General features: G+C 67.5%; 17 protein-coding genes. All 17 read left to right on the top strand.

Annotated elements, in window-relative coordinates; genetic code table 11:
- Window positions 1–695 precede the first annotated feature (695 nt).
- The 17 genes from P6F26_RS02775 to P6F26_RS02695 all read left to right on the top strand — a co-directional run bounded on the left by P6F26_RS02775 (window position 696) and on the right by P6F26_RS02695 (window position 15900).
- On the top strand, window positions 696–1226 hold the full coding sequence (locus P6F26_RS02775) for a universal stress protein (protein WP_278027117.1): 531 nt from the start codon (window positions 696–698) through the stop codon (window positions 1224–1226).
- 306 nt (window positions 1227–1532) lie between these two features.
- Window positions 1533–1946, top strand: a complete 414-nt coding sequence (locus P6F26_RS02770; protein WP_278027116.1) for a universal stress protein — start codon at window positions 1533–1535, stop codon at window positions 1944–1946.
- A gap of 163 nt (window positions 1947–2109) precedes the next feature.
- Window positions 2110–2331: a YjiS-like domain-containing protein gene (locus tag P6F26_RS02765; RefSeq protein ID WP_278027115.1), complete on the top strand. Its 222-nt coding sequence runs from the start codon at window positions 2110–2112 to the stop codon at window positions 2329–2331.
- Between the two features lie 496 nt (window positions 2332–2827).
- Window positions 2828–3049, top strand: coding sequence for a Flp family type IVb pilin (locus P6F26_RS02760; protein ID WP_278027114.1), 222 nt, complete (start codon window positions 2828–2830; stop codon window positions 3047–3049).
- A 138-nt stretch (window positions 3050–3187) separates the two neighbouring features.
- The gene (gene cpaB / locus P6F26_RS02755) at window positions 3188–4006 is read left to right on the top strand and encodes a Flp pilus assembly protein CpaB (RefSeq protein ID WP_278027113.1); all 819 of its coding nucleotides are present in this window, start codon (window positions 3188–3190) and stop codon (window positions 4004–4006) included.
- Between the two features lie 33 nt (window positions 4007–4039).
- Window positions 4040–5524, top strand: a complete 1485-nt coding sequence (locus P6F26_RS02750; protein WP_278027112.1) for a pilus assembly protein TadG-related protein — start codon at window positions 4040–4042, stop codon at window positions 5522–5524.
- Window positions 5525–5535: 11 nt separating this feature from the next.
- A complete protein-coding gene (locus tag P6F26_RS02745; RefSeq protein WP_278027111.1) occupies window positions 5536–6030 on the top strand; it encodes a TadE/TadG family type IV pilus assembly protein in 495 nt (164 codons plus the stop codon).
- A complete protein-coding gene (locus tag P6F26_RS02740) occupies window positions 6027–6671 on the top strand; it encodes a TadE/TadG family type IV pilus assembly protein (RefSeq protein ID WP_278027110.1) in 645 nt (214 codons plus the stop codon). The genes P6F26_RS02745 and P6F26_RS02740 overlap by 4 nt, the downstream gene beginning before the upstream one ends.
- Before the next feature lie 22 nt (window positions 6672–6693).
- Window positions 6694–7896: a CpaE/TadZ family protein gene (locus P6F26_RS02735; RefSeq protein ID WP_278027109.1), complete on the top strand. Its 1203-nt coding sequence runs from the start codon at window positions 6694–6696 to the stop codon at window positions 7894–7896.
- Window positions 7897–7906: 10 nt separating this feature from the next.
- Window positions 7907–9301 (top strand): TadA family conjugal transfer-associated ATPase, encoded by a 1395-nt coding sequence (locus tag P6F26_RS02730; protein WP_278027108.1) that lies wholly within the window; start codon window positions 7907–7909, stop codon window positions 9299–9301.
- A 4-nt stretch (window positions 9302–9305) separates the two neighbouring features.
- Entirely contained in the window at window positions 9306–10280 is a 975-nt protein-coding gene (locus tag P6F26_RS02725) for a type II secretion system F family protein (RefSeq protein ID WP_278027107.1), read from the top strand.
- Between the two features lie 18 nt (window positions 10281–10298).
- Complete coding sequence (locus P6F26_RS02720) at window positions 10299–11297, top strand: type II secretion system F family protein (RefSeq protein WP_278027106.1); 999 nt, start codon at window positions 10299–10301, stop codon at window positions 11295–11297.
- A 412-nt stretch (window positions 11298–11709) separates the two neighbouring features.
- Complete coding sequence (locus P6F26_RS02715; protein ID WP_278027105.1) at window positions 11710–12420, top strand: helix-turn-helix transcriptional regulator; 711 nt, start codon at window positions 11710–11712, stop codon at window positions 12418–12420.
- A gap of 7 nt (window positions 12421–12427) precedes the next feature.
- Complete coding sequence (locus P6F26_RS02710) at window positions 12428–12895, top strand: A24 family peptidase (RefSeq protein ID WP_278027104.1); 468 nt, start codon at window positions 12428–12430, stop codon at window positions 12893–12895.
- A gap of 300 nt (window positions 12896–13195) precedes the next feature.
- Window positions 13196–14065 (top strand): ABC transporter ATP-binding protein, encoded by an 870-nt coding sequence (locus tag P6F26_RS02705; RefSeq protein ID WP_278027103.1) that lies wholly within the window; start codon window positions 13196–13198, stop codon window positions 14063–14065.
- Window positions 14058–14831 (top strand): ABC transporter permease, encoded by a 774-nt coding sequence (locus P6F26_RS02700; protein ID WP_278027102.1) that lies wholly within the window; start codon window positions 14058–14060, stop codon window positions 14829–14831. Before P6F26_RS02705 ends, P6F26_RS02700 begins: the two co-directional genes overlap by 8 nt.
- A gap of 43 nt (window positions 14832–14874) precedes the next feature.
- Window positions 14875–15900: an ABC transporter substrate-binding protein gene (locus P6F26_RS02695; protein WP_278027101.1), complete on the top strand. Its 1026-nt coding sequence runs from the start codon at window positions 14875–14877 to the stop codon at window positions 15898–15900.
- Window positions 15901–15942: the final 42 nt, after the last annotated feature.

Below are 15942 nucleotides of genomic sequence, written 5' to 3'. Positions count from 1 at the left end.
CGCCCGCCGACCGGCCGCAACCGGACGGTCCTCTGCGGTAAGCGAGGTGGCCCGGTCCGTCCGCGCCCGGCCCGGCCCTGCTCGGCCAATTGACGGTCGGCAACCTTCGCGCAGCAGCGACACCTAGGCGCTCGAAGGGGTCTCGGCGGTCCGACCCGGCTGTGCCCAGCCCGCCGGGCACGACGTCGGCTGGGCCTTATGGCACCAGGCGACCCCGAGAGGTCGTGACAGGACGGTCGACGGTGGGACGCGAGGTGGCCCGGTCCACCCGTTCCTGACCGGCCCGAGCCTTATGGCGCTCCGCGACCTCTGCGCGGCGGCAGCAGGTCGGTGCCTGGAGGTGGCGAGCGCCGCCCGGTCCATCGACCAGCCTGCGCCACATGGCGACCCGCAACCTCCGGGCGGCAGCGACAGGACGATCCGCCCGCGTTCAGCCCGCTTGCGCCCTGCGACTGCTCGTTCCGCCCGCGCACGGTGCGGAACACCGTCGCGAGGACGGGCGGCCCTGCGACCTGCACCGCGCGCGGCGGCATGCCTGCGTCCCTGCGGCCACGGCGTGTCGGGACAGGGCGGCGCGCCGCACGACCCGCCGGTGGCGGGCGCCTTCGCCCGTTCACGGGTTGGGCGTTGACGCCGGTCAATGCCGCCGTCCCGACGCGCTGGAATGCTGGGGGCCACGTCAAGGGAGGAAGGACATGGTCAGGAAAGTGCTCATCGCGACGGACGGTTCGGACACGGCCATGCGCGCGGTGGATGTCGGGGCCGACCTCGCCGCGAAGTCAGGGGTCCCGGTCGTCCTGGTTCACGTCTACCTTCGAGATCACCTGTCGGAGGGCCTGCGCCACATGGCCGAGGTCGAATACGACGCAGCCGAGGGGGGCAATCGCCTGTTTGCGGCCCTCTCCTCGCTGCCCCACGCGCGGTTCCCACAGGCCGATCTCCTGCCCGAGCACGCAACGAGCGAGGACCGCGTCCTGTCGGCGGTGGCCCGCAGCGTGCTCGATGCCGCGGAACGGGCGGCGCACGAGCACGGCGTGCGCGACGTGGAGCGCGTGACGGACGACGGCGATCCTGCGCGCCGCATCGTGGAGGCGGCGGAAGAAACCGGGGCGGACATGATCGTGACCGGCGCGCGGGGCCTGTCCGACCTGAAGTCCGCGGTGTTCGGCAGCGTCTCTCACAAGGTCCAGCACTTGTCGCCTGTGACGGTCGTGACCGTGCGCTAGCGCGCAGGACCCGGGCGAGCCGAAAAGCCCGCGGCGAACAGCCGACCGGGGGCGGTCATGCCCGGTCCTCAACCCCGTTCGATGCGAACGACGCGATGAATGGGCTGCCGGAGGCATTTTCGACGGGATCGGATCGTTCGCGAAAAGCATGATTCCCATTTCGAAAGGGATATCGGGCGCGATCGATCGCGATTGGGGACCGCGATGGCCGGAGCATTGCGGAATGTGCTAGGCATGACCCGCTGTTCCGGCCTGCGCGCCGAATGGGACAGCCGAAACCGAAGCCGAGACATGGAGGGCCGACCGATGCCCCGCGACACCAAGCTGATCCTCTGCCCGCTCAATCTTCGTCATGCGAAGATGGATTACCGCGCCTACGAGGAAGCCGTCGGAATGGCACGAAGGCGTGACGCGAAGCTTCTGGTGGCGACGGTCGCGCCCGAAATGGAGCGCAATCTGAACATCCGCGATTCAGAAGGCTATTGGCGCGAGCAATTGAACAAGTTCGTGAAGGACCATCCGGCGGACGGCGTCGAAATGGAAACCGTCGTCCGAAAGGGCGCGGTGCATCGCCAGATCCTGAAACTGGCCGACGAGCGAAATGTCGATCTGATCGTGATGGAATCGGCCAATCCCAAGGTTCAGGATTATCTTCTGGGAACCACGGCCAGCCATGTCGTCACGCATGCGGAATGCTCGGTCTACGTCGTGCGCGGGTGACGTTGCCGCGGAAGACGCCCCCGCACGGGCGAAGACGCGGCTCCTCAGCGTTGCCTTTGCTGCATGGCAGCAATTCCGGCTTGCGGATTGTGCAGGTGCAGCATGGGCCTATCTTGACGTCTGAAGACGCAATGCGGCGTCAACAGATGGAAGGACACCCACCATGGCCTATGCGCAGATCGGCCTTGCACGGCTCGACAATACCGGACTGAAAGCGCGCTTTCGCCGGATCCGCGACATCCTCGCACAGCGGGCCGCCCGCCGCGCGATCTACCGCCGGACGCGCGACGAGCTGAGCGCGCTCAGCGACCGCAACCTCGCGGAACTCGGGTTCCACCGCAGCGAGATCCCAAGCATCGCCAGAAAGGCCGCCGGACTGGCCTGAGAAGAAGCCTTCCGAGGCTTCTCTTCCTCTCGGCGTGCGCGGGAAGATCCCTTTCCGCGCCGCCCGAGCTTCGGCGCCGCGCCGTCCGGCGCGGTCCCGCTCCGATGGCCGCGGCGGAGCCAGGCCAGCGGGTCCATCCGGGCCGCCGCCCTGACATCGGCCCCGGCTTCGCGTCAGGCGCCCCGCTTCCCTCCCCTTCCCGAATGATCCCCTTCTCGCGTGCGCGCCGCGCCGCGCGCCACCCGGCATGATCCCGTGCAAGGCGCGGGCCATGCCGTCGCGAATCGATCCGGCGATCCACGCGTCCCGCTGACCGTGACCGCCCGTTCGCCGCGCCGTGCGCGCAGAGTTTCAACTCAAGGTTGTATTTCCCGCAGGAAGCGACGGCGTCCCCCTTCGCCGCGCCCGCTAGGCTTGGGTCACAAGGTTCCGACTGGGGCCCTGTTTCCTTCTTCAGCGTGGCGTCCGGCGTCACCTCAATTTCTGGAGTCAAACAATGCTTCGCAAAGTCTTTTCCCGTTTCGTTCGTGACGAGCGCGGGGTCACCCTCGTGGAATACGGCGTCGGCGTCACCCTGGCCGTCGTCGTTGGCATCACCCTGCTGACCGCACTGGGGTCGGGCATCAACGGCAACCTCATCGACGCGGCGGATTCGATGGATGCGTCCGCCTGCGTGACCGCGGACGACGGAACCGTCGACTGCACCCCCCCAGCCTGAGGGGCGCTTTCGAAAGACAGCTCCCAAGGGGTCGGTGGCGCGGCACCCCCATGCCCGCCACCGACCGCCCAAGCCCCCGAAGGCCGCCAGCCCGGCACACGTTCCCGACAACACAGCCCCGATCACGGAGCACGGACAATGAAACTGACTTCCCTTCTCCTGGCCGCAATCGGAACGTCGTTCGCCGGCGGATCGGCCTTCATCGCATACGATTTCATGGAGACGCGCACGACCCGCGTCGCCGCCGAACAGCGCCCGGAACTCGTGGAGATCATGATCGCCGCGCAGGACATCGCGTTCGGCGAAAGCATCGAGGCCCACATGCTGACCGCGCGCCCCTGGCCGCGCGAGGCGCTTCCCGACGGCGCGTTCACGCGGCCCGACGCCCTCCTTGCCGGCAGCGGCCAGGATCCCCGGCGCGCCCGCAGCCCGATCGTGCGCGGACAGCCCGTGCTTGTCTCGCAGGTGTCGGGGTTCGGCGAGAAGGTCACGATCGTCGAGACGCTGAGCGAGAATGGCCGCGCCGTCGCGATCACCGTCAACGCCGAGACGGCCGCCGGCGGCTTCGTCACGCCCGGCGACTATGTCGACGTGATCCTGACGCAAGGCAGCGGCGACTCGCTGCGCGCCGTCACCATCCTTCAGAACATCCGCGTGATCGCCGTGGACCAGGACGCCAACGAGCGGTCCGACGCGCCGCAGGTCTCGCGGACCGTCACCGTCGACGTGACGCCCCAGCAGGGGCAGGCGCTGGCGCTGGCGCAACGCGCGGGACGGCTCAGCCTGATGCTGCGCGATTACAGCACCGAGGACGACCTGCCGATGCGCACGCTTCGCCTGTCTGACGTCCTGCTGGAGGAATCGCCCGTGCCCGAGGAGGTCGTCCGCAGCCGCACCATCACCGTCCGCCGCGGCACCGAAGTGGAAACCGTGGCCGCGCGCGGCAACGGCAGCTGAGACGCCGGCGCCCCAACGTCTGGAACTGGACCCATGAACCCCGCTCCCCATCTCGCAAGGCTGAAGGACGACGAGGACGGCAGCTTCCTCGTGATCTGGGGCATCGGCCTGGCGGTGTTCCTGGGCCTGATCGCCCTGTCCTTCGACCTCGGCCGCGTCGGCATCACGCAGACCGACCTGCAATCCTACGCCGACAGCACCGCGCTTGCGGCCGCCGGTGAGCTGGACGGAAGCGCCGACGCCCTCGACGAAGCCCGCGCGGCGGCGTCCGTCATGGTCGACCGCCAGACCTTCGCACGGGGCGACCGGGCGCTGACCGAAGCGGACGTCACCCTCACGTTCCTGTCGGGCCTGCCGGCCGACGACGGCAGCGGCACGGACGGCTTCGTCACCACGGACCCCGCGCGCGCCCGCTTCGTGCGGGTGGACATCGCCGCCCACACCGTCGGCCTCACCTTCGGCGCCGCGTTCCGCGCGCTTCTGGGACGCCCCGAGGACGCGGTCTCGGTCACGGCCTCGGCGGTGGCGGGGTTCACGACGCTCGCCTGCGACGTCTCGACGATGATGATGTGCCTTCCGCCCGGCTTCGACGCCAACGCCGAAAGCGGGCGCGTGATCCAGCTGCGCGCAGGCGGCCAGGGCGGCGGGTCCTGGGCCCCCGGCAACTTCGGCTTCCTGCTGCCCGAGGACAGCCTTTCGGCCGTGGATCCCGACGGCGCGTGCAGCGCCGACAACTTCAACGGGCCGGTGCCGGACTGGTGCTTCATCGCGGCGCAGTCGCCGGCCACGGTCTGTTTCGAGCAGGACGGCGTCGACACCCGGACCGGGCAGGCCGTGGGCAATTTCGCGGCCGCGCTGAACACCCGCTTCGACATCTACGCGGGCGTGCTCAACAGCTACCGGAACGATCCCCGCTTCGCGCCCGCGCCGAACGTCGTCGACGGAATCGCCGTCACGCGGCAGGGCAACGGGCAATGCAAGCTTGACGAGGCCGACCCCACGGACCCCGCCTACACGATGCCGCTTCCGGTGGACGACTGTTTCTTCTCCGACGGAGGCTGCTCGCTCGCGCGCTTCAGCGACGAGCGGCAGATCTCGGCAGCCCATTACGCGGAGTATCTCGACGTGAACTACGGCCTGACGCCCGGCACTGCGCCCGCGTGGTTCCCGGACTGGCCCACGACGCTCTACGACATCTACATCGCCGAGACCGGCGCGATGGTGAACGGCGCGATCCCCGAACTGGCGGGCCGCCAGGAGACGGGCGGGGCGGTCTGCAATCCTCACGGCCGCGGCGACCCCGAGCGCCGGGTGCTGATCGTGGCGGGCATCGACTGCGTCGGGAACGCCATCAACGGCCAGACCGACGACGTTCCCGTGGACCAGTGGGTGCGCGCCTTCGTCGTGCGTCCGGCCGACACCGTCACCAAGGACGTCTTCGTCGAGATCATCGGCAGCGCCGAACTGGGCAGCGGCGGCAGCGGACAGATCCGCGACGTCGTGCGGCTTTACCGGTGAAGGGGATGGGCATGATCCGCACAGTATCCCGCTCGATCCGCCGGTTCCGCAGGGACCAGCGTGGCGCAGCCCTCGTCGAATTCGCGATGGTGCTACCCATCATGCTGATCTTCTTCGGCACGACCGTCGAGGGCGCCCGGATGATGTGGTCCTACCAGGCCGCGTCCTCGGGGGTTCGCGACGCGTCGCGCTACCTTGCCATGGTCGCCCCGATCGATGCCTGCACCAGCGCCACGGCGGTGGACGGCTTCACGCAGGATCTGGAAAGGATCGTCAGGGTCTCGATCTCCGGCGCGACCGTCTATCCGGGCGACGTCACCGTCAATTCGGTCCTCCCGCGCTGTGTTCAGGGCACCCATACCGGCCTGCATTTCGGCGTGGTCGAGGTCACTGCAAGCATCACGATAGACTTTCCCTTCGGCCGTCTGTTCACGCTCGTCGGCAACCGCGCGCTGCCGGGCCTCACGGCCACCGTGACGGACCAGCACAGGGTGTTCGGAACATGACGCTCCGCGCCGACATGACGCGCCGCGCCCGGAGCTTCGCGCGCGACGAAAGCGGGACGACGCTGGTCGAGTTCGCCATCGTCTTCGTCATCTTCCTCGTGCTGATGTTCGCGCTGGTGGATTTCGGACGGCTCGCCTATCGCTTCGTGGTCGCCGACAAGGCCATGCAGATCGCGTCGCGCGTGGCGACCGTGCGGCCTGCGGCCTGCCCCGGCGTCCCCGATCTCAATTCCCGCGGCACGTCCGAAGCCGATCCACCTTACCGGTTCGGCACGTCGTGCCGCGACGCCGACGGCATCTGCCGCGACCCCGGAACCTTCGTCTGCCCGGGCGACGCGACAAACGCGACCGCGGTGGAGGTCTGGACCAGGGTCCGGCCGCTTCTGCCCGCCGATGCCGACATCGCGAACCTTCAGTTCAGGTACGACTACGACCGCAACCTCGGGTTTCTCGGCGGTCCCTACACGCCGATCGTGACGGTCGAGCTTCAGGGCCTCGACTTCGAATTCATCCATCCGCTCGGCAGCCTGCTCGCGCTGACCGGGGCGACCGCGACCTTCGCGGACGGACTGACCATCCCCTTCCCGACGATGAGCGCTTCGCTGCCCGGCGAAGACCTCGCGCAGGGAACGAACGGATAATGCGAGGCGAAAGGACGGCACCATGACCATGACAGCCAAATCCGACGCGACCATCCCGCAGGCACCGAGGCCCGGAGCGGCCACGGCGCGCCCAAGGAACGTCGCGCCCGTCGCCGAGGGAGCGCCCGCGGCGCTGCCCGCAGCGATCGACGACGCCCAGATCGAGATGGCGCGCGCGAAGGGCGTCCGGGTCGTCCGCGCCGCGCGCCTCGACGAGGCAGAGATCGCCTCGATTCGCGAGATGCGCGAGAAGATGGGCCCAGGCCACCCCCTCGTCGCCATCACCGGCGCCGCAACGTCCCTGGCCGACGTGCGCAGGCTGACCCGCGCCGGCATCACCGAGGTCGTGCCCGACACGATCGCGCCCGAGGAGTTCGCGGACCTGATCGCCGAGATCACCCGACGCGGGACATCGGCGGAAGGCACGCGGCAGCCCGGCCGCGTCATCGCCGTGACCCGCGCGCGGGGCGGCGTCGGGGCCACGACGGTCGCGGTCAATCTCGCCGATGCGCTCCTCGATCGCCGCGGGCGGTTCCGCAAGACGAGCGGCAAGACGGTCGCGCTCGTGGACCTCGACCTGCAGCTCGGCGACGTCGCGAGCTTTCTCGACGTCGACCCCAGCGACGCGCTCTACGAGCTTGCGGTGACCGGAAAGACGCCCGACGAGACCTACCTTCGGCAGGCGATGACGACTCTGCCCACGGGCCTGTCTGTCCTGACCGCGCCGGCCCGTTTCGCGCCGATGGACGCGCTCAAGGCACCGCAGGTCGCCCGGATCATCGACATCCTGCGCAGCACCCACGACTACGTCGTCCTCGACCTGCCGAGCGGCCTTTCGGAGTGGATGGACCCGATCATCGAACAGGCCGACCAGGCGCTGATGGTGACGGATTGCGCGGTGCCGTCGATCCGGCAGGCCCGCCGACTGATGGACTTTTTCGCCGAGGCGAACCCCGGTCTGAATATCGAGATCGTCGTCAATCACGAGACGAAGCCCCTGCTCCTGCGCAGGCATCAGGCCGCCGCCGAGAAGGTGCTCGAGCGCCGGTTCAGGCACTGGGTTCCGGACGATCCGGCGGCCGCGCGCGAGGCGTTGGACCGCGGCGCCCCGCTGTCCCAGACCTCGCCGCGCTCGCGTCTGCGCAGGGCCGTGTCCCGCCTCGCGCGCGACCTGGCGACCGCGTTGCAGGACACCCGGACCAACGGCCGACACGCGGCCCATTGAGGAAGACACCATGTTCAAGCAGTTCTCCAGACGCCCCGGAAACGAAAGCGAAAACATCGTTCCGCTCAACGTGGCGCGCGAGGCCGTCCCTGCGCGGACCGAAAGCCCCGCGCCCGAACCGGCGGCCGAGGATCGCGAGCTGATCGAGTTGCTCGAGCTGAAGGGCCGGCTGCACGACAAGCTTCTCGATCGCCTGAATTTCTCGGTCATCGACAAGATCCTGCCGGACGAGCTTCGGCGCGAGGTCGTGAGCCTCGTCAACGAGGTGCTCGCCGAGGAGAACCGGCCGATGCGCGGCCCCGAGTTCCAGCGCCTCGTGGACGACCTGATGCACGAGGTCCTCGGCCTCGGCCCCCTCGAGCCGCTGCTCGCGGACCCGACGGTCAACGACATCCTCGTGAACGGCCACCGCAACGTCTACGTCGAGCGATCCGGCATCCTGGAGCGCGCACCGGCGCGTTTCCGGGACGAGAAGCACCTTCTGCGGATCATCGACAAGATCGTGTCGCGCATCGGACGGCGGGTGGACGAGTCCGTGCCGTGGGTCGACGCCCGCCTTGAGGACGGCAGCCGCGTGAACGCCATCATCCGCCCCTGCGCCATCGACGGGCCGTCCATCTCGATCCGCAAGTTCGCCCGGATGCCCTACACGATGGAGCGCCTGATCGAGACCGGCGCCTTGACCGAGGAGGCGGCGGGACTTCTTCGCGGACTGGTCGCGGCGCGGTTCAACCTGCTGATCTCGGGGGGCACCGGGTCGGGCAAGACGACGCTTCTGAACGCGATGTCCGCCAGCATCAGCCACCGCGAGCGGATCGTGACGATCGAGGACGCGGCGGAACTGCAACTTCAGCAAAGCCATGTCGTGCGGCTTGAGACGCGGCCGCCCAGCCCCTCGGGCACCGGCGTGGTCACGCAGCGCGACCTGGTGCGCAACGCGCTGCGGATGCGGCCTGACCGGATCATCGTCGGCGAGGCCCGCGGCGCCGAGGCCTTCGACATGCTGCAGGCGATGAACACCGGCCACGATGGGTCGATGACCACCGTCCACGCCAATTCCGCCCGCGACGCGCTGGGGCGGATCGAACAGATGGTCACGATGAACGGCATGGACCTGCCGCTTTCCGCGATCCGCAGCCAGATCGCCTCGGCGCTGCATTTCGTGGTTCAGCTCACGCGGATGTCCGACGGAAAGCGGCGCGTCACGGCCATCTCCGAGATCACCTCGATGGAAGGCGACATCATCACGATGCAGGACATATTCGTCTTCCGCCGCCGCGGGGTGGGCCCCGACGGCGAGGTGCTGGGCGAGTTCACGGCGACGGGCATCCGCCCCCGCTGCTCCGAGGCGCTCGCGGCGGCGGGCGTCGAATTCGCCGAGACGCATTTCATGGTGAAGGAATAGGATCATGCAGATTCCCCCGACGATCTGGAGCCAGGACGCCGTATTCTTCCTGTTCGCCTTCCTCGCGCTCGGCGTCTTCATCGCCTTCACCGGCGTCACGCAGCTTCTGAGCCGGCGGGAAAGCCAGACGGACGCCCGCAACCGGCGGATGAAGATGCTGGCCAAGGGGGCGTCGCAGGCCGAGGTGATGGCCGTCCTGAAACCGCACGAGGCCGCGGGCGCCTCGCGGCTGCCCCTCGTCGGCGCGCTTCCCCGGGTTCTGAGGCAGTCTGGCCTCGGGATCGGGGTGCGGCAGTTCCTGCTTCTTTGCACGCTCCTGGTTCCCAGCGTCGGCTTGCTGGCCTACCAGTTCGTGCCCCTCGCGCAGGCGATCGCTGCGGGCGTCGTGGCGGGCTACGTCATACCCCCCCTCGTCGTGCTTCACATCCGCAAGCGCCGCATCCTCGCGATGATCCACCAGTTGCCCGACGCGCTCGACCTGCTGGCGCGCGGCCTGCGCGTGGGTCATCCGCTGAACACCTCGATCGGGGCCATCGCGCGCGAGATGCAGGACCCCATCGCCTCGGAATTCGGCCTGATCTTCGACCAGGTCAGCTATGGCGACGACCTGCCCGATGCATTCGAGGAATTCGCCGAGCGGGTCGACCTCGAAGACGTGAACTACCTCTCGTCGAGCATCGGCATCCAGCACGGCACCGGCGGCGACCTCGCGCATGTCATCGAGATCCTCTCGCAGGTGGTCCGCAGCCGGATTGCCCTTCGCCGCAAGATCAAGGCGATCTCGGCCGAGGGCCGCCTCACGGCGTGGTTCCTGTCGTCGCTTCCGCTGATCATCCTCGTGATGATGACCGTGTCCTCGCCCGACTATTACGGCGGCGTCTCGGACGATCCGCTGTTCCTGCCGATGGCGGCCGCAGTCGTCGGCTTCACGTTGATCAACGCCCTGATCCTGCGAAAGCTGGTCAATTTCAAAATCTGATCTCGAGGAGTTCCCGTCATGGACCACATGCTCTCGGCGTTTTCCGACCTCTACGCCGCCGCGCCGGAAAAGGTGGTGGCGGGCGTCTTCGGCCTTGGCGCGCTGCTGCTGTTCCTCGCCGCCGCCTCCATGCTGCGCGACAGGAACCCGGCAGCCGCGCGGATGGCGCGCGCCGGCGCGCGGCCCGGCCGCAACCGCGAGGACCGGGGGCTGCTTCTGGGCGACGCCGATCCCACGGGCATCATGAAGGGCTTCATTCCCACCGATCGCGCGCAGCGCACGGCGCTGCAGCGCAAGCTGGCGCAGGCCGGCCATGCCGGATCCGACGCGATCTGGACCTTCACGCTGGTGCGCATCCTTCTGGGGCTGGTGTTGCCGGCGCTCTTTCTCGGGTTGGTCGTCGTCGGGCGGATGCCGGGGGTCGCGCTTCCCCTCGACCTCGGCACGGTGCTGTCGCAACTGAAAAGCCTGCACCTGATGACCATCCTCGCGACGCTCACCGCCTTCGGCTACTACGTCCCCGTGCTGTGGCTGGCCGACCGGGTGCGCGAACGGCAGGAGCGTATCGAGCAGGCGTTCCCCAACGCGCTCGACCTGCTCCAGATCTCCGTCGAGGCGGGCCTCGGGTTCGACACCGCCATGACGCGCGTCGGCAACGAGCTGGTCCGTGTCTCCCCCGACATCGCCTTCGAGTTCCTCAGCGTCCAGCGCCAGGTGCAGGCCGGCAGGGCGCGCGACAGGGCGTTGCACGACATGGCGGACCGGACCGGCGTGGACACCGTCCGGTCCTTCGCGAACGTGGTGCAGCAATCCATGCAGTTCGGCACGAGCATGGGCGAGGCGCTTCAGGCCTACGCCCGCGAGATGCGCGAAATCCGCGAAACGAAGGCCCAGGAGATGGCGAACAAGCTGCCGGTGAAGATGTCGGCCGTCCTTGCATCGCTGATGCTGCCGGCCCTGATCATCCTGACGATCGGCCCGACCGTGATTCGCTACATGCGCTACTTCGCGGGCTGAGACCGTACGGGCGGCCTCGAATTCGCCGTCAGGCTGTCCAAATTGAGACCACTTTCCGGCAGAATTACGGCTGAAAGGCGTCAGATCCGTTCATTTACGAATGATACGTGAACAATAACCAATCCATTGAGATCAATGTTCACGGACATTCGACACAATTCTGCCCACTTGAAAACACATTTCGATTTCGTTAACGTCGAAAACATTAAGTTTTGAATATTTTTGAATTCTCATTTTCAGGCTCGATCCGATTACGGCATCGGCAGCCCTATCAAGGCATGCCTTTATGAACGGTATTGGCGTTTCCAGCATCAATTCTTCCCACCGCGCAGGCGAGATCGGAATGATCGCGGCCATCGCGCAGTGGTGTGAATGTCTCCAGGGGCGGGCGCCCCTTCAGCAGGCTCTCGAAATGCTGGCGGAAAGCGCGGGCGTGGAGGCCATGGCCCTGACGCGCGCATCCCGCGATCCCTCGGGCCGGCTGAGCTCGTTCTTCCACGACACCGCCGCGAAGGGCGGAAAGGGTCCCCACCTCGACCGCTCCTTCGTCCAGTGCGTCCTCGGTCCCTACGTCCGTCAGCCGCGGCCCGGATCGGTCTGGTTCAAGACCCTGACCGAAACCGAGGCCGACCCGGCGCTCGAGCGGTTCCACCGGCAAAGACGCCTGACCGAGCTTGCCGTCGTTCCGCTGTCGGTCGAGGACAAGGCCACGATGTTCCTCGAGATGCATTTCTCGGTGCATCGCGGCACGGGGCAGCACGCGCTGATCAACATGTGCGCCGCGACGCTCGCCGACACCTGGTCGCGCCGCAAGCCGGGACTGATGACCGAGCTTATCCTCGAACGCAGCCGGACCGGCCCCTCGTCCCTGCCCGCGGCCTCGATCCTGAGCGTCGAGAACCCGGCCGGTCTCAGCCGCGCGGAATTCCGGGTCTGCCTGCTGCTCAGCCGCGGATTGAGCGCGAAACGGGCCTGCACCCAGCTCGGCATCTCCGAGTCCACGCTGCGGACGCACCTCAGAAGCATCTACGCCAAGACCGAAACCCACGGCCAGGCCGAGCTTCTGTTCCTGCTACTGTCGGACCACGCGAAGGACCCGGTCCGGATGCGCGGCATAGCGTGAGGCGGCGATGGAACTGACCCCGCTCCTGCTTCTCGCCCCCGCATTGGTCGCCGTGGCCTACTGCGACCTGCGCTACATGAAGATCCCCAATGCGCTCGTGATGGGGGCGCTCGCCCTTTTCGTCGTCACCGCGCCGATGCTGGGCTGGTCCGAACTGGGCGCGAGGGTCGCCGCGGGCGCCTCGGTGCTGGCGGTGGGCTTCGTTCTTTTCGCGATGCGGCTCTTCGGTGGCGGCGACGTGAAGATGATGGCGGCCCTGATGCTGTTCGTGCCGTCGCAGACCTACACGCTGTTCGGTCTCGGGTTCTCGGCGGCGATGATGGCGGGGATCGGTATCGTGCTTGCGTTGCGGACGGTTCCTGCGCTGGCCGGTTCGTCCTGGGTCGGCCTGCAACAGCGCGGCACCTTCCCGATGGGCATCTCGATCGCCATGACCGGCCTCGCGCACCCGGTCGCGATCGCGATCCTGACCTAGCGCCAGGCCCGACTCGGACGCAGCACGGCCTTGACCCGGCGCAGTGCAATGGAAATCGGGTTTACAATCAGCAGCATGAGCGCGGGCCCGTGCCGGCCGCGCCGCGTTCCGCACCGGGTCCCCTCGACGGCTGCCTTTCCTTCCTGACAGGCCGAAAGCCGTCTGCATTCCTCCGCATACGCAACTTTTTTGACCGGGGGCGCGTCAGGATTGCCCTGCGAATGTGCAACGCGAAAATTATTCTAAAACTTTTTACTTATGACTGTGCCATCGGCTGCGGGGCTGCGTAAGACCCCTGCCATGAACATTGCATCCGAAGTCCTCCCGCCCGAAGACGGCCAGCAAGCGAGCGCTCCCCGCTCCCTTCGCTTCGCCGTCGAGTTGCAGAACGCGTCCGTGGTGTTCGGAACTGGCGAAAAGGCCGTGACGGCGCTGTCGCCGACGACCCTCAGGATGACCCCCGGCGACTTCATCGCGCTTGTCGGGCCGTCGGGTTGCGGCAAGTCGACGATCCTGCGCCTCGTCAGCAACCTGATCAAACCCTCGTCGGGCGTCGTCCTTCTGGGCGGCCGGGAGCCAGCGGCCAAGGAGCTGCGCATCGGCATGGCGTTCCAGAACCCCACGATGCTGCCCTGGCTGACGATCGAGCAGAACGTGATGATGCCGCTCAAGATCGTCGATCCGTTCAAGCGCACGTTCCGCAAGGATCGCAAGGGCGCGTTCCGCGACCGTGTGCACGACCTTCTGGCGCAGGTCGGCCTGAAGGACTTCGCGGGGCATTATCCGTGGCAGCTTTCGGGCGGGATGCTTCAGCGATCGAACCTTTGCCGGGCGCTGATCCACGAACCGGACCTGCTCCTGCTGGACGAACCGTTCGGCGCGCTCGACCAGTTCACCCGCGAGGAGCTGTGGCAGATCCTTCAGGACCTCTACCTCACCCGCAAGCCGACCGTCCTTCTGGTGACGCACGACCTCCGCGAGGCGGGTTATCTCGCCAAGCGCATCTGCGTGATGAGCGCGCGCCCCGGCCGCGTCATCTCGGACGAGCCGGTGAACATCCCCCAGCCGCGCGACATCGGCATCATCTACGACCCCGAATTCGTCGAAATGACCCAATCCCTGCGAGAGCTGATCGCGCAGGTCCGCACACAGGAGCCGTCCGATGTCTGAAGCCGCCCGCACACGGATCCTGTCGCTGTCGCTCATCGTGGGCTTCTTCCTCCTGTGGGAGGTGCTCTGCCTGCTGCTCGACGTCTCGGACCTCGTGCTTCCGCGGCCTTCGGAAATCATCTTCACGATCTGGGAGAAGTTCCCGATCCTCTGGCCGCACATCCTGCAGACGCTCTATTCCACGCTGACTGGCTTCGTGCTGGGCGTGTCGATCGGCGTCTTCCTCGGAGTGCTGGTGGGCACCTCGAAGATCGCCTACTCGGTCGCCTATCCCCTGCTGGTGGGCTTCTCGTCGATCCCCAAGGTCGCGGTCGTTCCCATCTTCGTGCTGTGGTTCGGCTCCGGCACGACGCCCGCGATCCTGACGGCAATGGTGATCTGCGTCTTCCCCATCGTGGTCAACATCGCCACCGGGCTGGCGACGACGGAGCCCGACCTCGAGGACGTTCTCAAGACGCTCGGCGCGTCCAAGACCGAAATCCTGTGGAACGTCGGCCTGCCCCGCGCCATGCCCTACTTCTTCGCCTCCCTGAAGGTTGCCATCACGCTGAGCTTCGTCGGAGCGGTGCTGTCCGAGACGGTGGCCTCCAACATGGGGATCGGCAACGTCATGATGACGGCCTCCTCGAACTTCCAGGTCTCCCTCGTCTTCGCGGGCCTCATCATCCTCGCCGTGCTCGGGGTCATGCTCTACGCCGTCTTCTCCATGCTCGAGCGGCGCGTCACCGGCTGGGCCACGCGCGGCAACGACATCGCGATCACCTGAGCTTCCGCTCTCATCCCTCCCTACGAAACAAGGAACCAAGACCATGAAGCATACCATCTTCAGTGCGGCTCTCGCCGTCGTGGCAGGGATCAGCCCCGCCTTCGCGGACATGACGGACATCCGGTTCACGCTTGGCTGGAAGACCCAAGGCAGCGACGCGCCCTTCCTCGTGGCGCTCAACGAGGGCTACTTCGAGGAGGAAGGCCTGAACGTCACCATCGACCAGGGCGAAGGCTCGGCCGCGACGGTCACGCGGATCATGGGCGGCGCCTACGACGCGGGCTTCGGCGACATCAACGCCATCATCCAGAACGCGGCCGCGCGGCCCGGCGAGGCGCCCGTCATGGTGTTCCAGATGTGGAACCGCCCGCCCTTCGCCATCGCGGTGCCGCGGGGCTCGGGCATCGAGACGCCGGCCGATTTCGAGGGGCGCACCCTCGGTGGCGCGCAGGGCACGCCGACCACCCGCCTGTTCCCGGTCTTCGCACGCCTGAACGGCATCGACGTTGACACCGTCGCCTACGAAAGCCTCGCGCCCAACCTGCAGGAGCCGATGCTGATCCGCGGCGACATCGACGGCGCCTACACCTTCACCGTCTCGAGCTGGTTCAACCTGATCGCCAACGGCAAGGATCCCGAGACCGACTTCGACTGGTTCCATTACGAGGACTACGGAATGGACCTCTACTCCAACGGCATGATGGTCTCGCAGGAGCTTCTGGCTGAGAACCCCGAGGCCGTCGCGGGCCTCGTGCGGGCCGTGACGCGCGCGACGCTGCAGGTCATGCAGGACCAGGACATCGCGGTCGAGGCGATCATGGCGTTCGACAATCTCGTCGATCCCGACCTCGAGCGCGCACGCCTCGAATTCGCGCTGACCCGGCTGATGAACGCGCCCGAGACGGCCGAGACCGGCATCGGCGACCTCGTCGACGAGCGGCTCACGCGCTCCATCGCGCTGATCGCGGAAGGCTACGACCTCGAGCGTCAGCCCGAGGCGTCCGAAATCTTCGACCGGTCCTTCCTCGCGCCGGCGGAAGAGCGGATGCTCGACGTCGTGATCAACTGAGCCGACACCACATCGCAGCCCGCGCATCCGGGATCGCCCCGG

Source organism: Roseicyclus salinarum (genome assembly GCF_029624655.1).
GTDB lineage: Bacteria > Pseudomonadota > Alphaproteobacteria > Rhodobacterales > Rhodobacteraceae > Roseibacterium > Roseibacterium salinarum.
This window is presented reverse-complemented; position numbering and strand designations above follow the sequence as displayed.